We start from the raw sequence: 18,836 nt of genomic DNA on the forward strand, positions 1-18,836 counted from the left end.
GCTGGTCACATTTGCTGGGTGAGCTTAACGATGGAACACCGTGAAGCGCTTGTCGCGCTGCGACATTTTCTTTCAAGTCAGATCCTCGGCCAGGAAAAACTCATCGAAAGGCTGCTGATTGCCTTGCTCGCCGATGGCCACATGCTGGTCGAGGGGGCTCCCGGCCTGGCCAAGACCAAGGCGATCAAGGAGCTGGCCGAAGGCATCGAGGCCGAATTCCACCGCATTCAGTTCACCCCTGACCTGCTTCCGGCGGATATCACCGGCACCGAGATCTACCGCCCAGAGACCGGCAGCTTCGTGTTTCAGCAGGGGCCGATCTTCCACAACCTGGTGCTGGCCGATGAAATCAACCGCGCTCCGGCCAAGGTGCAATCGGCGTTGCTCGAAGCCATGGCCGAACGCCAGGTCAGCGTAGGGCGCAGTACCTATCATCTGTCGCCGCTGTTTCTGGTGATGGCCACGCAGAACCCGATTGAGCAGGAAGGCACCTACCCGCTGCCCGAAGCCCAGCTCGACCGCTTTCTGATGCACGTGAAGATCGGCTTCCCCGACGCCAGCGTGGAACGCAAGATCCTCGCCCAGGCCCGTGGCGAAGCGCTCAACGGCGAAACCAAGCCCGAGCAGTTGGTCAGCCAGCAGGCAATCTTTGCCGCACGCCAGGAAATCCTCGGTCTGTATATGGCCGATGCGGTGGAGGAATACCTGGTGCAGTTGGTGATGGCCTCGCGCACCCCGGCCAAGTTCGACCCGGAGTTGGCCGAGTGGATTGCCTATGGCGCCAGCCCACGCGGCTCAATTGCCCTGGACCGCTGCTCGCGCGCCCACGCCTGGCTGGCCGGGCGGGATTTCGTCAGCCCGGAAGATATCCAGGCGGTGCTGTTCGACGTGCTGCGCCACCGCATCATCCTGTCGTTCGAGGCGGAAGCCGCCGGCATCGATCAGGACCGCGTGGTGCAGCGCATTCTCGACGTCGTAGCGGTCGCCTAACCCCCATGCACGAGCAACCCACGCAACCCGGCATTCGCGTCAGCCTCGGTGAGCTGATCGAGATGCGCCACCGTGTGCGTGAGGTGCAGCTGTTTTCCACGCCGGCACGGCGCAGCCCGCTGATTGGCCTGCACCACTCCAAACTGCGCGGGCGCGGTGTGGACTTCGACCAAGTGCGCGTCTATCAGCCCGGCGACGACGTGCGCACCATCGACTGGCGCGTTACCGCACGCACCCAGGAGCCGCACACCAAGCTGTTCCATGAAGAGCGCGAGCGGCCGATCTACATCATGGTCGAACAGAGCAAGCGGCTGTTCTTCGGCTCCGGGCTGATGTTCAAATCGGTACTCGCCGCCCAGGCCGCCAGCCTGATCGGTTGGGCTGCGCTGGGCCATAACGACCGCATCGGCGGCCTGGTATTTGGCGATCTGGAACACCACGAAATCAAACCACGGCGCAGCAAGCAGAGCCTGTTGCAATTGCTCAGCCGCCTGGCCAAGGCCAATCAAGCCCTGACCAACGACAGCCAGGGCGGCCGCGACAGCCTCGGCCTGGCCCTGCGCCGCGCCCGCGAAGTGCTGCGCCCTGGCAGCCTGGTGGTGATTCTGTGTGACGAGCGCACGTTGAGCGACAGCAGCGAACAGCAATTGCTGCTGCTCGCCCGGCATACCGACCTGCTGCTGCTGCCGCTGTCCGACCCGCTCGACCATGCCCTGCCCAACGCTGGCCTGCTGCGCTTTACCGAACACGGCGCACAACTGGAGCTGGACACCCAGGACGCCGAGTTGCGCCAGGCCTACCGCAACCTGGCCGATGCACGCCAGGCACGCTGGCAGCGCCTGGCGCAGAAACTCGGCGTGCCGCTGCTGGCCTTGAACACCCAGAGCGAGATGATCGAACAGCTGCGTGAACACTTGAATGCCCAGCGGCCGAGGAAAACCCTGTGAACCCGCTGGACCAACTCGAACCGCTGATCGCCCCGGCGCCGATCAGCTGGTGGCCGCCGGCACCCGGCTGGTGGCTGCTCGCGGTGTTGTTGCCGCTGCTTTTGTGGGGCGCGTTCAAGCTGCTTAAACGCCTGCCCCGCAAGGCTGCCGGGCAGTCGGCCGAAGCGCCCCTCGACCCGCTGCGCCAAGCCGCGCTGAACGAACTCGAACGCCTGAGCAAACCCTACGACGGCGTCGATGCCGGCCCCTGGTTGCAGCAGCTCAATGCCATCCTCAAACGTCTGTGCCGCGAGCGTTACCCGCAAAGCAACAGCCATACCCTCAGCAGTCGCGCCTGGCTGGCCTTCCTCGACAGCCGCTGCCCAGCCGCCGGCCTGACCCGCTGGATGATCCTGGTGGAAGGCGCCTACCGCCCACGCTGCAGCCTGGATGACAAGGCCATCGCCGGGCTCAATCAGGCGGTGGCGGTTTGGATTCGCAAACATGTTTGAGTTTGCCTGGCCCTGGGTCTTCCTTATCGCCCCTCTGCCCTGGCTACTGCGGGCCTGGCTACCACCTGCGGACAGCGGCGAGGCAGCGCTGAAAATCAGCTTTCTGGCCGAGCTGGAAGGTTTGAGCGGGCGCCGCGCTCGCGTGCGGCTGCCAGCCCTACGGCAACAGGCGCCGTTTGCACTGATCTGGCTCTTGCTGCTGCTCGCCTGTGCGCGCCCGCAATGGCTGGGTGAGCCACTGCCGTTGCCGGCCAGCGGCCGCGACCTGCTGCTGGCAGTGGATGTGTCCGGCTCCATGGATTACGCCGACATGACCTGGGAGGGTCAGGAAGTCAGCCGCCTGGCCCTGGTCAAACACCTGCTCGGCGAGTTTATCGACGGTCGCCAGGGTGACCGGGTCGGCCTGATTCTGTTCGGCAGCCGCGCCTACCTGCAGTCGCCGCTGACCTTCGACCGGCAGACCGTGCACACCTGGCTGGATGAAGCGCAGCTGAACATCGCTGGGCCGCAGACCGCCATCGGCGATGCGATTGGCCTGGCGGTCAAACGCCTGCGTGAGCGCCCGGCGCAAAGCCGCGTGCTGGTACTGGTGACTGACGGCGCCAACAATGCCGGTGAAATCGATCCCATGACCGCCGCGCGCCTGGCCGCCGAGGAAGGCATCACCATTTACCCCATCGGCATCGGTGCCGAACCCAAACAAGGCGGCGTGCTCGGCATGCTCGGCTTCAACCCTAGTATCGATCTGGACGAACCGAGCCTGCGCGCAATTGCCGATGCAACCGGTGGCGAATACTTCCGCGCCCGCGACAGCGAAGAGCTGCAAGCCATCGAAGCCACCCTCGACCGCCTGGAACCGGTGGCGCAGAAGCCGACCCTGGCGCGGCCAACACTGCCGCTCTATCCCTGGCCATTGGGCCTAGCCCTATTGCTCAGCCTGCTGTTGGTTAGCCAAACGCTCTGGCCGAACCTGCAACAACGCTGGCGCAATCAGCTGATACTGCTGCGGGGGAAACAGTCATGAGCGAACTGACCAGCTTCTGGCCGCACTGGCAACGGCCCTTCTGGCTACTGCTGATACCGCTATTGGGCTTTCTACTCTGGCAGCTCTGGCACCGGGAAAAACGCACGGGCCGCTGGCAAGCTTTGCTGCCGGCCGCCTTTCAGGCCGCACTGCTGACCGTCACTGGCGGGCGCAACAGCCGCTTGCCCTGGCTGGCCCTCGGCCTGGCATGGTTGCTCGCCCTGCTGGCGTTGCTCGGGCCAAGCTGGCAACGCATCGAACAGCAGAACCCCAAGCCAGCCGACCCGCTGGTGGTGCTGCTGGAGTTAACCCCGGAAATGCTCGCCAGCGACGCGTCACCCAATCGCCTGGCGCAGGCCAAACGCAAGCTGCTCGACCTGCTAGAAGCGCGCCAGGACGCGCAAACCGCCATCGTCGTGTATGCCGGCAGCGCACATACCCTGGTGCCGCTGTCCGACGACCTGGCCACCAGCCGTAACCTGCTTGATGTACTGAGCCCAGGAATCATGCCGGAGCCGGGTAAACGCGCCGACCTGGCCGTGACCAAAGCCCTGCAATTGCTCGCACAAGGCGCCCAGGGCAATGGCCGTTTGCTGCTGCTGACCAGCAGCCTCGATGAAGCGCAACGCCAGGCGATTAGCCAGGCCCTCGGCAGCCGTGGTGAACGGCTGCGTATTCTCGGCATTGGCAGCACCCAGGGCGCACCGATCATTCAGGAGGACGGCTCATTCCTCAAGGATGCCCAAGGCACCATCCTGTTACCGCGCCTGGACAGCAACGGCCTTAAACGCTTTGCCGATGAGCTGGGCGGTCAGTACCAGGGCGTCACCCTGGATGAACGCGACCTGCGCAACCTGGGCCTACTCGATGCGCCGCAACAGCTGCGCCGTGATGGCGAGCTGACGCGCCTGCAAGCCTGGGCCGACCAAAGCCACTGGCTGCTTCTGCCCCTGCTGTTGCTCGCTGCCTGCGCCGCCCGTCGCGGCTGGCTGCTGTGCTTGCCGTTGTTACTGCTGGGCCTGCCGCAGAACAGCTACGCCTTCAGCTTCGACGATCTCTGGCTGCGCGCTGATCAGCAAGGCCAGCGCCTGCTTGAGGCGCAGCAGCCGGCGGCAGCGGCGCAGCGCTTCAACGATGCGCGCTGGCAAGGCCAGGCGCTCTACCAAGCCGGCGATTACGCTGCAGCCGCCGAACGCTTCGCCAATGGCGAAAGCGCCAGCGACCACTACAACCGTGGCAACGCCCTGGCGCGCAGCAATGAACTGGAAGCCGCCATCGATGCCTACACCCAGGCGCTGGAACAGCAACCCGACCTGGCCCAGGCGCAAAAGAACAAAGCCCTGATCGAAGAACTGCTGCGCCAGAATCAACAGCAACAACAGCAGAATCAAAGCGACAACCCACAAGAACCCAACGAACAACAGAATCAGCCCAGCAGCCAGCCGCAAGCCGGGCAACCCGACCCAAACGCCCAGCAGCAGGAGCAATCGCCGGCCAAGCCGTCAGAGCCAGAGGACAAGGGTGAAAAACCCGCACAACCTGGCGCCGACGAAGACGCGGACACACCGCCGAAACAACCAGAAGAAGACGACAGCGATAGCGGCGAAGAACAGATAGCCAGCGCCGAGCCAGCCCTCGACGGCGAACGGCGCCAGGCATTGGAACAATGGCTGCGGCAGATCCCCGACGATCCGGGCGAGCTGCTGCGGCGTAAATTCAGGCTGGAACAACAACAGCGCCAGGAACAACTGCAATGAGCCGACTGCTCTGTACCCTTCTGCTTGGCCTGCTGGCCCTGAACGCCAGCGCGCAAAGCCTGACCGCCAGCGTCGACCGCACCCGCCTGGATGCCGGCGAGAGCGTTGAACTGACCCTGGAATCGGATGACGCCACGCTGTTCGGTAAACCCGACCTGCAGCCACTCAATGAGCTGTTCGAGGTGCTCGGCACCCGTCAGGTCAACCGCCTGACCAGCGGCAGCACTGGCGCCCAGGCCAGCACCCGCTGGATCGTCACCCTGCAGCCCAAGCACAGCGGTTATGTGGTGATACCGCCGCTAAGCCTCGGCCAGCTGCAAAGCGAACCAATCACCCTGCACGTACAGCAGGCTTCCAGCGCCGACGACAGTCGCCTGGCCCCGGTGTTTATCGACGCCAGTCTGGATCAGGAAAGCGTCTACGTGCAGGCGCAAACCGTGCTGACGCTGCGCATCTACCACTCCGTGTCGCTTTACGACGACAGCAGCCTGACCCAACTGGACATGCCCCAAGCGCGCGTTGAGGCCCTTGGCGAGCCGCGCACCTACGAGAAAGACATCAACGGCGTGCGCCATGGCGTGATCGAACTGCGCTACGCGATATTCCCCCAGGAAAGTGGCGAACTGCTGATCCCCTCACAAGCCTTTACCGCCACTGCGGTTGATCGCTCCGGTAGCAATGCCTACAACCCATTCGGCCCACGCCCAGGCAAAGTGGTGCGGGTCCGCTCGCCGGAAATCCCGCTGACGGTAAAAGCCAAACCGACCAGCTACCCAGCCGATGCCCCCTGGCTCCCCGCGCGTGCGCTAAGCCTGAGTGAAGTGTGGAGCCCGCAGCCGGAAACCGCTCGCGTCGGTGACTCACTGACCCGCAGCCTGCTGCTCAAGGTAGAAGGCCTGGCCAGCGCACAACTGCCGCCCTTGCCGGCGACCCAGGTTGCCGGCCTGCGCCGTTACCCCGATCAGCCGCAACTGGCCAACCAGGCCAGCGACAACGGACTGCTGGCCAGCCGTGAAGAGCGCGAAGCACTGGTGGCCACTCGTGAAGGCGAGATTGTCCTGCCGGCAATCGAGGTGCTGTGGTGGAACACCACGACCGATCAACTGGAACGCAGCAGCTTGCCCGCGCGCAACCTGCAGGTGGCCGCCAACCCAAACCTGGAAACCCTGCCAGTTGAAGCGGCACGACCAATAGTCGGCGAGGCCGCCACCGTACAACTCTGGCCCTGGCAACTGAGCACCGCGCTGCTGGGCCTGACCACCCTGCTCGGTTTTACCCTGTGGTGGCGCGCGCGCCGTCAGCCTGCGGTATTGCCCAGCCAGCAGACCGGTCCCAGCCCACGCAACCTGATCGAAGACCTCAAACGCAGCTGCCTGGCCAACGACTCACAAGCCACTCGCCACGCGCTGGACGCCTGGGCCCGCCAGCAACCGGAAACCCTCGCCGATATGGCCGCACGCTTTACCCCACTGTCCGAAGCCCTCGACGGCCTCAATGGCGCGCTCTACAGCGAAAGCGGCCAACACTGGCAAGGCCGCAACCTATGGCTGGCTATTCGCAGCCTCCCCGCCGCAGAAGACCTCGAAAGCAGCGCCAACCCGGACACCAGCGCCCTGCCTCCGCTGTATCCACGTTAACCGCACTGCCTCCCCCAAAAGCCTGCGCGCACAGCTTTTGTGGGGTGGGTTAGCCCGTAGCCCGGATGAAACCCGGGAAATGTTCATTGCATCTGACATAGCACAGACCGGGGGATGCGCTGGGTTCATCTATTTGTGCAGAAGTACGGCGTTCTGTAGCAGCGCGGGCAAGCCAGCGCCTACAAAATCATATGCAACCTAGGTTCTGTCCCAGACATGTGTTGCATGGGGCTGGCGCGCGTGGATTACTCCGCTTTGCGCGGCTGCAGCCTGCATGCATAGGTAGGTTGGCGCTGAGCGAAGCGAAGCCCAACAGCTTGGGGCAGGATCGTTGGGCTTTGTCGCGTTGCTCCTCAACCCAACCTACGACTTATCGCCCTTGCAACACGCTATTGGGACAGAACCATAAAAAACCGCGACCCAAGGGCCGCGGTTTTAGTGTTGCTACTGCGTATCAGGCTCAGGCCTTGTTGCGCAGCTTCTCTGGGTTGATCAGGAAGCGAGCCAATGCCGGCAGCAGCCAGATTGCGCCGATCATGTTCCAGAGGAACATAAAGGTCAGCATCAGCCCCATGTCGGCCTGGAACTTGATCGCCGAGAAGATCCAGGTGGCCACACCGATCGCCAGGCAGACGCCGGTAAACAGCACCGCTTTACCGGTCGACTTGAGCGTCTCGTAGTAGGCATCCTGCAGTGACAGGCCCTGCCGCAGGTAAGCCTCCAAACGGCTGTAGATATAGATGCCGTAGTCGACACCGATACCCACACCCAGAGCGATTACCGGCAGCGTTGCCACCTTCACACCGATGCCCATATAGGCCATCAGCGCATTACCCAACACCGAGGTCAGTACCAGCGGCAGGATCACGCAGAGGGTGGCAGCCAACGAACGGAAGGTCAGCAGGCACATGATGCTCACGGCCGCATACACCGCGATCAGCATGGTGGTTTCGGACGCTGCAATCACCTCATTGGTGGCCGCCTCGATACCCGCGTTACCCGCTGCCAGGATGAACTCCAGGCCGTCCTTGTTGTTTTCCTTGGCAAAGTCTTCGGCGACGTTAACCACGCTGGTCAGGGTTTCCGCCTTGTGATCGGTGAGGAATACCAGCACCGGAGCCACCGAGCAATCACCGTTGTACAGGCCATCGGCCCGGGCAATGGAGTTGTTCAGCACGTCCTGGTTACGCGACAGGGTTTCCCATTTCAGGTTGCCCTCGTTCATGCCCTTGATCACCTGACGCGACACGGTGACCATGGAAATGGCCGACTGCACGCCTTCGGTGTTCTCCATCTTCCACATCAGCTCATCCATGGCCGACAGCGTCGGGTAAGTCGAGCAGCCTTCAGCCGCCGTCTTAACCATGATCACCAGTACATCAGAGCTGGTGGAGTAGTTACGGATGACAAAGTCATTATCAAGGTTGTAGCGCGAATCCGGATGCAGCTCAGGCGCGCCCTGATCGAGGTCACCGATCTTCAGGTTCTGCCCGTACCACACGCCACCGGACAGAGCGACGACGGCCACCACCACGGAAATCGGCGCCACCATCGGGTGTGCGCATTTGGACAGGAAGCGCCAGAACGGATGCTCTCTAGCCGCGTCTTCACGGCTGATCCTCACCGCCTTCTTGCTGATGCCGACATAGGAAATCATCACGGGCAGCAGAATCAGGTTGGTCAGAATGATCACCGCCACACCCATGGATGCGCCGATGGCCAACTCACGGATCACGCCGATATCGATCAGCAGCAAGGTGATAAAGCCCACGGCATCCGACAGCAGTGCCACCAAGCCGGGGATAAACAGCTGACGGAAGGCCATACGCGCGGCGGACAGCGAATCGGTCGCCTCACCCGAGGCCATGGCAATACCGTTGATCTTTTGCACGCCGTGGGAAATACCAATGGCGAAGACCAGGAACGGCACCAGCATGGAGTACGGGTCAAGTCCGAAGCCCAGGGTGTGCAACAAGCCCAGCTGCCAAACCACCGCAATCAGCGTAGTCAGCACCACCGCCAGAGTGCTCTTGAAGCAGTGGGTGAACCACAGCAACAGCACAAAGGTGATGGCGATTGCCACGGCAAAGAACAGCGCCACGCCCATCAGACCATCAATCAGGTCGCCGACTTTCTTGGCGAAACCGATGATGTGAATTTTAACGTTGGGGTTCTGCGCCTGATACTTCTCGCGGATCTTCTCTTCCAGCTCGTGGGAGAACTTCTGATAATCCAGCGGGATCTGTTTGCTCTGGTCTTCAGGGTCGGCGTAGCTTTCCAGCAACGGCAAATCGACGATGCTCGACTTGAAGTTGTTGGCCACAAGACGGCCAATCTGCCCGGACTTGAGAATGTTGCTGCGCAGCTCTTCAAGGCTTTCGGAAGAGCCGTCGTAGGTTTGCGGAATCACTTCGCCGCCGGCAAAACCTTCTTCAGTCACTTCGGTCCAGCGCACGCTTGGGCTCCACAGCGACTTCAGGCCGGAACGATCGACGCCTGGAATATAGAAGGCTTCGTCGTTGATCTGACGCAGCGTCTCCATGTATTCCTTGCTGAAGATATCGCCATCCACCGCTTCCACCGAGATACGTACGGTGTTACCCAGGTTCGCCAGGTCGTTGCGGTGCTCAAGCATCTTCTGAATATACGGATGTCCCAGCGGAATCATCTTCTCGAAGCTGGTCTGCGGACGCACCTGCGCCGCCTGGAAGAACAGAAACAGACTGATCAACAAGCACAGCAGAATCACGGCCGGACGATTGTTGAAGATCAACCGCTCCAGGAAGGAGGCAGGTTGTTGTTGATGCTTACTCATGCAAAGGCTCCCGGCTTATTATTGTTGGCCCAGATCGGCGCCAGTAGGCGCAGCAGCGTGAACGCCACCCTGCCCTACCAGAATCAGATTGCCGTTTTCCATTGCTGCAACGCCTGCCAGCGAAAGCCGGTCGGCACGATTGGTCACACTGAAATTGCGGCCGTTGTCGGTGCTCTTGAGTACGGTGCCGCCATGCCCAACCACCACAATGGAACCGTCGGCCAGACGATTGCCGTCAGCCAGACCAAACTCCAGAGGGCCATTGTTGGCGGTATTCAGGCTGATCGCCTGCCAGGTCGTACCAAAATCTGCCGAACGGAATAGATGCCCACGCAGGCCATAGACCAGCAGCGCACCGGCCTCATCGGTGCCCAGGGCACCGAACAGCGAACCCTCGTAAGGGCCTTCCAAGGTTTCCCAGGTTTGCCCCCAATCCGCAGAACGGAACATCGCGCCCTGCTCGCCCACAACGAATAGGCCGGAGTTTTTTACTTCGACAATCGCGTTGAGGTGGTAGGCGTCTTCGTTATCCATGCGGTCGCTGACATCTTCCCAGTTGGCGCCACCATCGGTGGTTTCCAACAAGGCGCCGTAAGCCCCTACGGCATAACCGTTGTTGCGGTCCTTGAACCACACATCCAGCAGCGGCGCTTCACTCTCAAGGTCTTCGAACTGCTTGACCCAGGTAGCGCCGCCATCGGTGCTGGCGAGAATCTGCGCATCGTGACCCACCGCCCAGCCATGGCTGTCGTCGATAAAGAACACGGCAGTGAGCATCTGCTTGGTCGGCACCTTGGCCTGAACCCAGCTTGCGCCGTTGTCGTCGGAGTAGAGGATATGCCCGCGATCACCAACAGTGACCAGACGTTTGCCCAGGCTGGCCACATCCAGCAGCAAGCTGTGTTGGGCTTTGGCAGAGGCTATCGAGTAATGACTGGCGTCATCGCTAGCAGCCTGCAATGGCGCACTGATAAACATCAGCACGGACAGCACACCGCACAACGACAGCGCTGTGGCTATCGGTGAGTGGACGCGGAGCGCCGGTGCGCGGGACGAGCCCACAACACGACCGGCCTGGGTGCGCCGCATAACGGGCTCACTCATATACCTTCCCCCTTATTCTTATAGATAGCACTACCCTTTTAGCAGTGGGCCTATCCTACTGAGCTTTTAAAAGGCCTGACAATCGGCGCGACGTTATGTTTTGTTAAACCCGCCCGTCTACCATGCCCTGTTCGACTGACAAATAGCAAAAGGCCGCTACAACAGTAGCGGCCTTTTGCTCAAGCTACGCGCGGATTAACGCGTACCACGGCGACGCAGTGCAGCAGGCTTGAAGTAACCGTCATCCGGCACAGCCTGGCTGAAGTCGATAGTGCTTGGCTCTTCGTTATCCAGGTTCTGCACGTGGTAACGACGAGCTTGCAGGTCGTGGAAGGTATCCAGCGCCGACCAGGTGGTTGGCAGGTCGTAGTAATTCTTCAACTGGGCAATCGAAACGCGCCACAGCTCGCCACGACCGTCGTACTGATCAACCACTGCTGCTTGCCAGCTATCCTCGTCGAGGAACAGGGTGCGCTTGGAGTAGATGTGACGCGAACCAGACTTCAGCGTGCCCTCGACTACCCACACACGGTGCAGCTCGTTACGGGTAAAGGCTGGGTTCAAGTGGCCGACTTGCAGCAGGTCCTTGTACTTCACCTCTGGGCTGGTGACTTTGTAGCTGTTGTAAGGAATGTAGATTTCCTTCTTGCCGATCAGCTTCCAGTCATAACGATCTGGCGAGCCGTTGATCATGTCGGTGTCGTCTGCAGTGCGCAGGCCGTCAGCGGCAGCGATCGGGGTGTCATACGCCAGGTTCGGCGCACGACGTACACGACGCTGACCAGCGTTATAGCCCCAGGCCTGACGCGGCTCTTTTACCTGATCCAGGGTTTCGTGCACCAGTACCGCACCACCGGCCAGACGCGCCGGGCTCTTGGTGAAGGACAGGTAGTAGAACATGATGTTGTTCAGGTCAGCGGCAGTCCCTTTCGGGTTGTAGAACTTGAACATGGCTTCCTGCTGCGAGGTCACCAGGGAGTAGCTGCCGTTACGCTGTACCGCCACTTCCGAAGCGCGGCGCACGATGTAGGTGCCACGGTAGCGTGCGATGTGGTTCCACAGCGCTTCAACGCCATTTTGCGGGATCGGGAACGGGATGCCGCCGTAAGCGTCGGAGAAACCGTTACCGCCATCAATCAACTTGGCCGTGCTGGCGTTTTTGATGGTGTTGTCATACACCCACTGCGGCGCAGAACCGGAGCGGCGGGTCTGGTAGACCGGCATCTGGTAGCTGTTTGGATAGGTGTTGAACATCGCAACCTGACCTGGGGTCAGGTTGGCTTTGTACTGATCCAGGTTGGCTTTGGTGATGGTGAACAGCGGCTTGTCAGCAGCAAATGGGTCTACGTGGTGCTGGCCCGGAGTCTTGTAACCCGCAGGCACCTGAGTAATACCACCGGTCCACTCAGGGATGGTACCCGCTGCGTTGCCGGCTTTCTCGGCACCGAACGGGGTAAGGCTTGCGCCCAGCTTGGCCGCTTCCGCAGGCGAAACTGCAGCGAACGCGCTGCCAGCGGACAGTGCCAGCGCAATGGCAGCACCCATCAGCGTGTGCTTCTTCAGCATCTTGATTCTCCGTGAAAAAAGTCATCAACCGAGTGCCCGCAGGCACTCGATATTTTCTAGTTATGTTTAGAAGGAATACTTGACGTTCAGGCCGATGTTGTCGCGGTCTGTACCCGAGTTATTCTGGCCAGCACCATAAAATTCGGTGTATTGAACCTCGGCCTCAAGACTATTCAGGTAGTTCGCACGCATACCAAGGGTATATGCCTGACGCCCCTCAATAAAATTACCTGTCTGATGTGAGTTACCTTCAAAGTCGTGCTTATAAACAGCGAACGGCGACAGGTTCACGCCTGCATAAATATCGTTCCACGTACCAGAAAGAACCAGGGTGTAGCCATACGAATTTTTGTTGATTTGATCATCACGACCATAACCAGATACATAAGAGCCATTTGGGCGGCCCGAATAATAGCGGTTAGTGCCGTCATACGCAGTAAACTGCAGGCTATCACCACGAATGTGCTCAGAGGCCAACTCAGCCACACCAAACAACGAGTCAAAACCCAAAGTTGGACCAAAATTATAAATAGTACCCAACGAGGAATTAAACGCCTCAACACGAGTACCATTATGAATCTCATCAGTAATCACTACATCCTGACCACCGATATTCACTGTGCGACCGTCAGCTAGCAAAGCAGCCTGCCCCAGCAGATCACCAAGAAGATCGTTAGTCGAAGCGATGCCAATTGGCATGTTCGGACGATAAGACAATTCACCAAATACCGATGCATCAGCAATCGTAGTGTTGAAGCTTAAGCCGTACATACGAATATCTTCTGCATACTCACGGCGAGCATTGACCTGATTCGCCACATCGACTGCTGCCGCACCATTCACAAGCCCAAGCACTTGTTCAGCAAGCGGGTTACCCAAAGCACCTGCGGCAACCAAGTCATCGTAGCTGGAAAAGCCGCCTAGACCGGCAAGCCCATCAATATCCAAGCCCGCATAGCTACGATTCAGATCGGCATAAATCGTCGGTTCTTTAGAATGATAATTTACGAAGAAGAACCCAAATTCTGTAGAGTTCAGCTCTTCGGCTATATAGCGGAAGGCGACACCATACTGACCATCGTTCTTCGCATTAATGTCCGAACCAACGCGAGCTACTTTAAACACACCATTCGAATCAAGGTATTCAGTGCCCTGCAGCCCGCCGAAATTACTCCCTGCCAGCGTCGGATAAAGTGACTGGAACGTAGGACTACTCAGCGCCTTGACCGTTGTATAAGCAGTGCTACCACCGGCCGCAAACAAATCGGTTTCAGAGAAGAAAGTACCCACCGGGTCAATGGTTGTTTCTTTCCAGTTCCACTGGTAAAACGCTTCCATCGAGAGATTATCGGTCAAGCCAATATTTAAATTGAATGCCTCAACCGGAACCAGCACTTCTTTTAACTCAGCACCCGGCAGCCTGAACTTACCTGCATCAACTGGATTGGTGGTATTGATACCACCACGGTAGAACAACCCCTCACCCCAGTTAAATACCTGGCGCCCCACACGCGCCGTCACCGGCATATCAGCCACATCCCAGTTGCCATAAACATAGGCATCGAGAATTTCAGCATTACGACCGGCCGAATGACGCGTCTCGTAGGTAAAACTATTCGGCCGCGAAGGGTTCTGGTTTGGCTGAGACGGATTATTATTGCTCAGGTAATCGTTACGCTTGTCCATGATTTGGGTGTCATAGAAAGCGCTGCCGCGAACGAAGAGACCATAATTCTGATAGGTCACTTCCATGTCAGAAGTGAGCTTGAACACTTCGGAAACAAGACCAGTATCAAAGTTACGATTGCCATCATTGGTGTTGACGTCGTTTTTAGTCTTGTCGCGCCCCTGCACGCGCCAGAGCTGGCCATACGACACGGTGGTATCGATTGAGCCGCTAATTTCATTGTCAGCGAAACTGAACTCTACAGCCTGGGCTTGGGCCGCAACCAGAAAGGGTAAAATGCCTGCGAAAGCAAAGCCGGCAGCAGCCGGCGCAAAGCTCAGCATAGGATTACGGGATTTAATTTCCATCGTGGCCTTACTCCGTGGACAGATCGTTTTTATTTGGCGTACCCGGATTCGGGCACAAACCTAAGCCACACTAACGGCAGCTTTAGTCGTCAACTGGGTACTTTTTCTAACGAGCAACATTCGCTACTCAGCCAGAAACGCACCATCAGAGTGCTCATATCAGCTTATGCACTGCAACCATGGTGCCAATTCAAACAACCGTATAAAAAATCAACCTCACAAGGAAGAATCCAGGCAGCCATATTGTGACTGGTCATTCAGCGCACAAATAACAGACAGCAATACTGCTCTCATCCTTTTTTGTCCTACGATATGGCGTGATTCGCTACCAGCCCCAGAATAGAGCGCTTAACTTGACTCAAAAAAATCAAGCAAGGTCAAGCCGAGCAACACAATCTCACCTACGCAAACTTTGCTTACCCCTTAGACAGGTAACATAAAAGTGTTACCCGGCTCGACCGGGTAACACTTTTATACGGATAGAAGAGCTCGGCGAAGAACCTGTAACCCTATGCATTGCACATAGATCCGCAGGATCGGCCTTTAGTGTTAACGCATTGATCAAAAATCAATCAAACGCACTCGACCACTTTATATAGGGTGGTGGCGCCACCCCACACTGTTACCGCTCACTTATTAACCAGCCAGGCTCTTGCTGACCACTTCATATACATCGCTGGACAGCTCGCCAGAAGCCAAAATGCGCTGCAGTTGCTCCTTCATCTGCGCCTGGCGCTCACTGCCATATTTGCCCCAGCGAGTCAGCGGTGCCAGCAAGCGCGACGCGATCTGCGGGTTGAGGGCATTCAGGGTAATCACCTGGTCGGCCAGGAAGCGATAGCCACTGCCATCGGCCTGATGGAAACCCAAGAGGTTCTGCCCGGCAAAGGCACCGATCAAGGCACGCACCTTGTTCGGGTTTTTCAGGGTAAACGCCGGGTGCTGCATCAGTTGCTCAACGCGCTGCAACGCACCGGGCAAGGCGCAAGCGGCTTGTACGCTAAACCACTGGTCCATCACCAGCGGGTTGTCCTTGAAGAACTCGGCGAAGCTGGCCAGGGCAGTAGCTTTCTCGGTTTCGAACGGTGAGTTGACCAGCACGGCCAACGCCGTCAGCTGCTCGGTCATATTGTCGGCGTTCTCGAACTGCTCCAGGCACGCAGCCAACACCTCTGCCTTGCCGCTGAGCATTAGGTAAGACAGGGCGATGTTCTGCAGGCTACGCCGGGCAAAATGCTCGGCCTCGGCGATATAGGCCGTGCCTCGCGAAAGCTCACGGTTGGCCTGGTAACGCGCCCATAACAGATCGAACAGCGCCGTCGACAGTTGCTGACGGGCAAACTCACGGGCGGCGTGGATCGCCTCGACATCGGCCACGTCACTGATTTCCGCCAGATAGGCCTCGCCTGGCAGCGAGAGCATCTCGGCGACCATGGCCTGATCCAGCGAATTATCGGCCAGCAGAGTACGACAGGCCTCGACCAGGCGCTGATCGAGCACTAAAGGCTCACCACGCTGATGCTGGCCAATCAACTCCTGCAACACCTGCACCGACAATTGTTGCCCCGCCTCCCAGCGGTTGAAGCCATCACTGTCGTGCTGCATCAGGAACATCAACTGATCACGGCTGTAGGGAAAGCTCAGCTTGATCGGCGCGGAAAAGCCGCGCAGCAAGGAAGGCAGCGGCTTTTCCGCCAGATTGACAAAGGTGAAGGCCTGCTCGGCCTCGGTCACCTGCAACACACGGCAAAGCTCACCCGCAGTATCTTCACCGACCAATTGCATCGGCAGCTCACAACCTTGGGCATCGAGCAAGGCCAGCTCCACAGGGATAACAAACGGCTGCTTCTCAGCCTGGCCTGGAGTGGCTGGGCAGCTTTGGCGAAAGTGCAGGCGATAGCTATTAGCGGCGCAATCATAGCTTTCACTAACCTCCAGGCGCGGCGTGCCGGCCTGGCTGTACCAGCGTTTGAACTGGGTCAGGTCGATGCCATTGGCCTCTTCCATCGCGCGGATAAAGTCATCACAGGTCACCGCCTGGCCGTCGTGGAGGGCGAAATACAGGTCACTGCCTTTGCGGAAACCCTCGGCACCGACCAGGGTGCGGATCATGCGCACCACTTCCGAACCCTTTTCGTACACGGTCAGGGTGTAGAAGTTGGAGATTTCCATAAAGGCATCTGGGCGCACCGGATGAGCCATGGGGCCGGCATCTTCTGCGAATTGGTGGGTGCGCAGGTAGGCCACATCCTCAATGCGCTTGACCGTGCGCGAGTGCATATCGGCCGAAAACTCGGCATCGCGGAAGACGGTAAAACCTTCCTTGAGCGACAGCTGGAACCAGTCGCGGCAGGTCACGCGGTTGCCCGACCAGTTGTGGAAATACTCGTGGGCTACCACCGCTTCAACGCGCTGGTGAGCGGCGTCGGTGGCGGTTTCGGCCTTGGCCAGCACGCAGCTGGAGTTGAAGATATTCAGGCCCTTGTTTTCCATGGCGCCCATATTGAAGTCGTTGACCGCGACGATCATAAAGATGTCCAGGTCGTACTCACGGCCGTAAACCTCTTCATCCCACGTCATGGATTTCTTCAGGCTGTCCATGGCGTGCTGGCATTTGTCGATATTTTCCGGCTCGACATAGATGCGCAGCGCCACCTCGCGCTGGCTCATGGTGGTGAAGCAGTCTTCCACGCACCAGAGATCACCGGCGACCAGGGCAAACAGGTAGGCCGGTTTCATAAAGGGGTCTTCCCAGGTCGCCCAATGCCGGCCGCCCTCTTCCTGGCCACTGGCAATCGGGTTGCCATTGGACAGCAACACCGGGTAGTCATGCTGCGCCGCACTCAGGGTGGTGGTGAACTTGCTCATCACGTCCGGGCGGTCGAGGTAATAGGTGATTTTGCGAAAACCCTCGGCCTCGCACTGGGTGCAGAACATGCCGCTGGACTTGTACAGGCCCTCCAGGGCGGTGTTGCTTTCCGGGTGGATGCGCACGCTGCTGTCGATGACGAAGCTAGCCGCAGTTGGCTGCAAGGTCAGATGGCTGTCGCTCAGCTGGTAATCGCCGGTACTCAGTTCGCGGTCGTCGAGCGCCACGCTGAGCAGCTCCAGTTGCTGACCGTCCAGCATCAGCAGTGGTAAACCTTCGCCCGCTGCCGGGTTACGGCGCATCACCAGTTGCGCATGGACCAAGGCGTGGTCATCGAACAACTCGAAGGTCAGGTGCGTTTCATCAATCAGATAATCCGGGGCCTGGTAGTCCTTGAGGTAGATCATTTTCGGCTGTTCGGTGCGCATGGCTTGTGGCCCTATGTCTGCGGCGCGCGGGCGCCGGATTCGCGAATAGAAAACTCAGGCGGCCAGTTCGTGAACGGCCAACTGGTAAGCGGTGTACTTGCGGATATTGATCACGCCGGTGTCGAACATCAGGTACTGGCCCTTGATGCCCAGCAACGTACCCTCGGCCAGCGGAATCTTGTCAAGATTGAAGCTGGTGATCTTCGCCGGATAAGCCTCAATCGGATAGCTAATCTGCACCACCGGCTGATCGCTAAGCGGCTGGATGGCCTGAATGCCAAAACGCTGCTGCAACTCGGTGAGCCCGCTGCTGCAACTGGCAAACAGCTGTTCGCGCACGGCGAGCAGATCCACCGGTGCGGCGTCGCCTTTGAGCAGCGCGCGCCAGTTGGTTTTATCCGCCACCTGGCTGCGCAACAGGTCTTCGACAAAGCCGGACTGCTGACGGGTGGCGACCCGCAGAATCGGCAGCGCCTGGGTCGCGCCTTGATCGATCCAGCGGGTAGGAATCTGCGTGGCGCGGGTGATGCCGACTTTTACGCCACTGGAGTTGGCCAGGTAAACCACATGATCGGTCATGCAGAACTGCTCGCCCCAGGTCGGCTCGCGGCAGGTGCCGGCCTCATAGTGGCAACGCTCCGGGCTCATGATGCAAATGTCGCACTGCGCCAGCTTCTGCATGCAGGGGTAGCAATAGCCCTGGCTGAAGCTGCTCTTGGTTTTGCGTCCGCAATGGGTGCAATGGATAGCGCCCAAAAACTCCAGACGCAGGCTTTTGCCGATCAGCGGATTAACCGGCAGCAGTTCATCGCCCAAGCGAAAGCTGTATTGCACCGGCGCATCCAACTGCGCGGCCATTTTGCTCAGGGCACCACGGGCCAACTCACTCATCAGTGCAAGGTATCCGAGGATTTGAACAACAGATCAAGCTTGGGTGCAGGGTGAGACTCGCACTGCTGTTCCATATAGCCAATGCGTTCTTCTTCCGGCAGATTGTGCGTTTCCCAGGCGATCAGCGCCTGCAGGGTCAGCTCCTTCTGCTCCTGGCTCAGCTTGCGGCCATCCGGCCATTTGCCGATTTCCACGGCCAGCTTGAGGCTCTGGTAGATCTCGGGGGTGATGTTTTCGATCGCTTCGAGAAAGGACGACATAGCGCCTCCAAATAAGGGCCGTT

The 18,836-nt window shown here is 59.2% G+C and carries 13 protein-coding genes; 6 read left to right on the forward strand and 7 right to left on the reverse strand.

Translation table 11 applies throughout. The features are described 5' to 3' along the window. Nucleotides 1-30: 30 nt before the first annotated feature. Genes AC0T4W_RS13330 through AC0T4W_RS13355 form a run of 6 tightly spaced genes read left to right on the forward strand, consistent with a single transcriptional unit; the run spans nucleotide 31 to nucleotide 6,846 of the window. Nucleotides 31-990 (forward strand): AAA family ATPase, encoded by a 960-nt coding sequence (locus AC0T4W_RS13330; RefSeq protein ID WP_136662503.1) that lies wholly within the window; start codon nucleotides 31-33, stop codon nucleotides 988-990. Nucleotides 991-995: 5 nt separating this feature from the next. Next, nucleotides 996-1,937, forward strand: coding sequence for a DUF58 domain-containing protein (locus AC0T4W_RS13335; RefSeq protein ID WP_476319598.1), 942 nt, complete (start codon nucleotides 996-998; stop codon nucleotides 1,935-1,937). Next, nucleotides 1,934-2,428 carry a DUF4381 domain-containing protein gene (locus AC0T4W_RS13340; protein ID WP_476319600.1) on the forward strand — a complete coding sequence of 165 codons (495 nt, stop codon included), beginning with the start codon at nucleotides 1,934-1,936 and terminating at the stop codon, nucleotides 2,426-2,428. Before AC0T4W_RS13335 ends, AC0T4W_RS13340 begins: the two co-directional genes overlap by 4 nt. Beyond that, nucleotides 2,421-3,452 (forward strand): vWA domain-containing protein, encoded by a 1,032-nt coding sequence (locus tag AC0T4W_RS13345; RefSeq protein WP_476319602.1) that lies wholly within the window; start codon nucleotides 2,421-2,423, stop codon nucleotides 3,450-3,452. Before AC0T4W_RS13340 ends, AC0T4W_RS13345 begins: the two co-directional genes overlap by 8 nt. After that, nucleotides 3,449-5,209, forward strand: coding sequence for a VWA domain-containing protein (locus AC0T4W_RS13350; RefSeq protein WP_476319604.1), 1,761 nt, complete (start codon nucleotides 3,449-3,451; stop codon nucleotides 5,207-5,209). Before AC0T4W_RS13345 ends, AC0T4W_RS13350 begins: the two co-directional genes overlap by 4 nt. Next, nucleotides 5,206-6,846, forward strand: a complete 1,641-nt coding sequence (locus AC0T4W_RS13355) for a BatD family protein (protein WP_476319606.1) — start codon at nucleotides 5,206-5,208, stop codon at nucleotides 6,844-6,846. Before AC0T4W_RS13350 ends, AC0T4W_RS13355 begins: the two co-directional genes overlap by 4 nt. A 460-nt stretch (nucleotides 6,847-7,306) precedes the next feature. Here AC0T4W_RS13355 and AC0T4W_RS13360 read toward each other — a convergent pair whose 3' ends face one another. From AC0T4W_RS13360 to AC0T4W_RS13390, 7 genes are all read right to left on the reverse strand, one after another. Next, nucleotides 7,307-9,661, reverse strand: a complete 2,355-nt coding sequence (locus AC0T4W_RS13360) for an efflux RND transporter permease subunit (RefSeq protein WP_476319608.1) — start codon at nucleotides 9,659-9,661, stop codon at nucleotides 7,307-7,309. An 18-nt stretch (nucleotides 9,662-9,679) separates the two neighbouring features. Next, nucleotides 9,680-10,765: a YCF48-related protein gene (locus AC0T4W_RS13365; protein ID WP_476319610.1), complete on the reverse strand. Its 1,086-nt coding sequence runs from the start codon at nucleotides 10,763-10,765 to the stop codon at nucleotides 9,680-9,682. Nucleotides 10,766-10,960: 195 nt separating this feature from the next. Continuing rightward, a complete protein-coding gene (locus tag AC0T4W_RS13370; RefSeq protein ID WP_476319612.1) occupies nucleotides 10,961-12,331 on the reverse strand; it encodes a DUF1329 domain-containing protein in 1,371 nt (456 codons plus the stop codon). A gap of 66 nt (nucleotides 12,332-12,397) precedes the next feature. Beyond that, a complete protein-coding gene (locus tag AC0T4W_RS13375) occupies nucleotides 12,398-14,365 on the reverse strand; it encodes a DUF1302 domain-containing protein (RefSeq protein WP_476319614.1) in 1,968 nt (655 codons plus the stop codon). 636 nt (nucleotides 14,366-15,001) lie between these two features. Beyond that, on the reverse strand, nucleotides 15,002-17,662 hold the full coding sequence (gene pepN / locus AC0T4W_RS13380; protein ID WP_476319616.1) for an aminopeptidase N: 2,661 nt from the start codon (nucleotides 17,660-17,662) through the stop codon (nucleotides 15,002-15,004). A gap of 54 nt (nucleotides 17,663-17,716) precedes the next feature. Further along, a complete protein-coding gene (locus AC0T4W_RS13385) occupies nucleotides 17,717-18,553 on the reverse strand; it encodes a DUF2797 domain-containing protein (protein WP_476319618.1) in 837 nt (278 codons plus the stop codon). After that, nucleotides 18,553-18,813, reverse strand: coding sequence for a YeaC family protein (locus tag AC0T4W_RS13390; RefSeq protein ID WP_476319620.1), 261 nt, complete (start codon nucleotides 18,811-18,813; stop codon nucleotides 18,553-18,555). Before AC0T4W_RS13390 ends, AC0T4W_RS13385 begins: the two co-directional genes overlap by 1 nt. Nucleotides 18,814-18,836: the final 23 nt, after the last annotated feature.

This window comes from Pseudomonas sp. C7.1, assembly GCF_056312395.1.

Bases quoted from the DNA above. Each gene is read 5' to 3' on its own strand.
- AC0T4W_RS13330 (WP_136662503.1), top strand. From the start codon at position 31: ATGGAACACCGTGAAGCGCTTGTCGCGCTGCGACATTTTCTTTCAAGT.
- AC0T4W_RS13335 (WP_476319598.1), top strand. From the start codon at position 996: ATGCACGAGCAACCCACGCAACCCGGCATTCGCGTCAGCCTCGGTGAG.
- AC0T4W_RS13345 (WP_476319602.1), top strand. From the start codon at position 2,421: ATGTTTGAGTTTGCCTGGCCCTGGGTCTTCCTTATCGCCCCTCTGCCC.
- AC0T4W_RS13350 (WP_476319604.1), top strand. From the start codon at position 3,449: ATGAGCGAACTGACCAGCTTCTGGCCGCACTGGCAACGGCCCTTCTGG.
- AC0T4W_RS13355 (WP_476319606.1), top strand. From the start codon at position 5,206: ATGAGCCGACTGCTCTGTACCCTTCTGCTTGGCCTGCTGGCCCTGAAC.
- AC0T4W_RS13360 (WP_476319608.1), bottom strand. From the start codon at position 9,661: ATGAGTAAGCATCAACAACAACCTGCCTCCTTCCTGGAGCGGTTGATC.
- AC0T4W_RS13365 (WP_476319610.1), bottom strand. From the start codon at position 10,765: ATGAGTGAGCCCGTTATGCGGCGCACCCAGGCCGGTCGTGTTGTGGGC.
- AC0T4W_RS13370 (WP_476319612.1), bottom strand. From the start codon at position 12,331: ATGCTGAAGAAGCACACGCTGATGGGTGCTGCCATTGCGCTGGCACTG.
- AC0T4W_RS13375 (WP_476319614.1), bottom strand. From the start codon at position 14,365: ATGGAAATTAAATCCCGTAATCCTATGCTGAGCTTTGCGCCGGCTGCT.
- pepN (WP_476319616.1), bottom strand. From the start codon at position 17,662: ATGCGCACCGAACAGCCGAAAATGATCTACCTCAAGGACTACCAGGCC.
- AC0T4W_RS13385 (WP_476319618.1), bottom strand. From the start codon at position 18,553: ATGAGTGAGTTGGCCCGTGGTGCCCTGAGCAAAATGGCCGCGCAGTTG.
- AC0T4W_RS13390 (WP_476319620.1), bottom strand. From the start codon at position 18,813: ATGTCGTCCTTTCTCGAAGCGATCGAAAACATCACCCCCGAGATCTAC.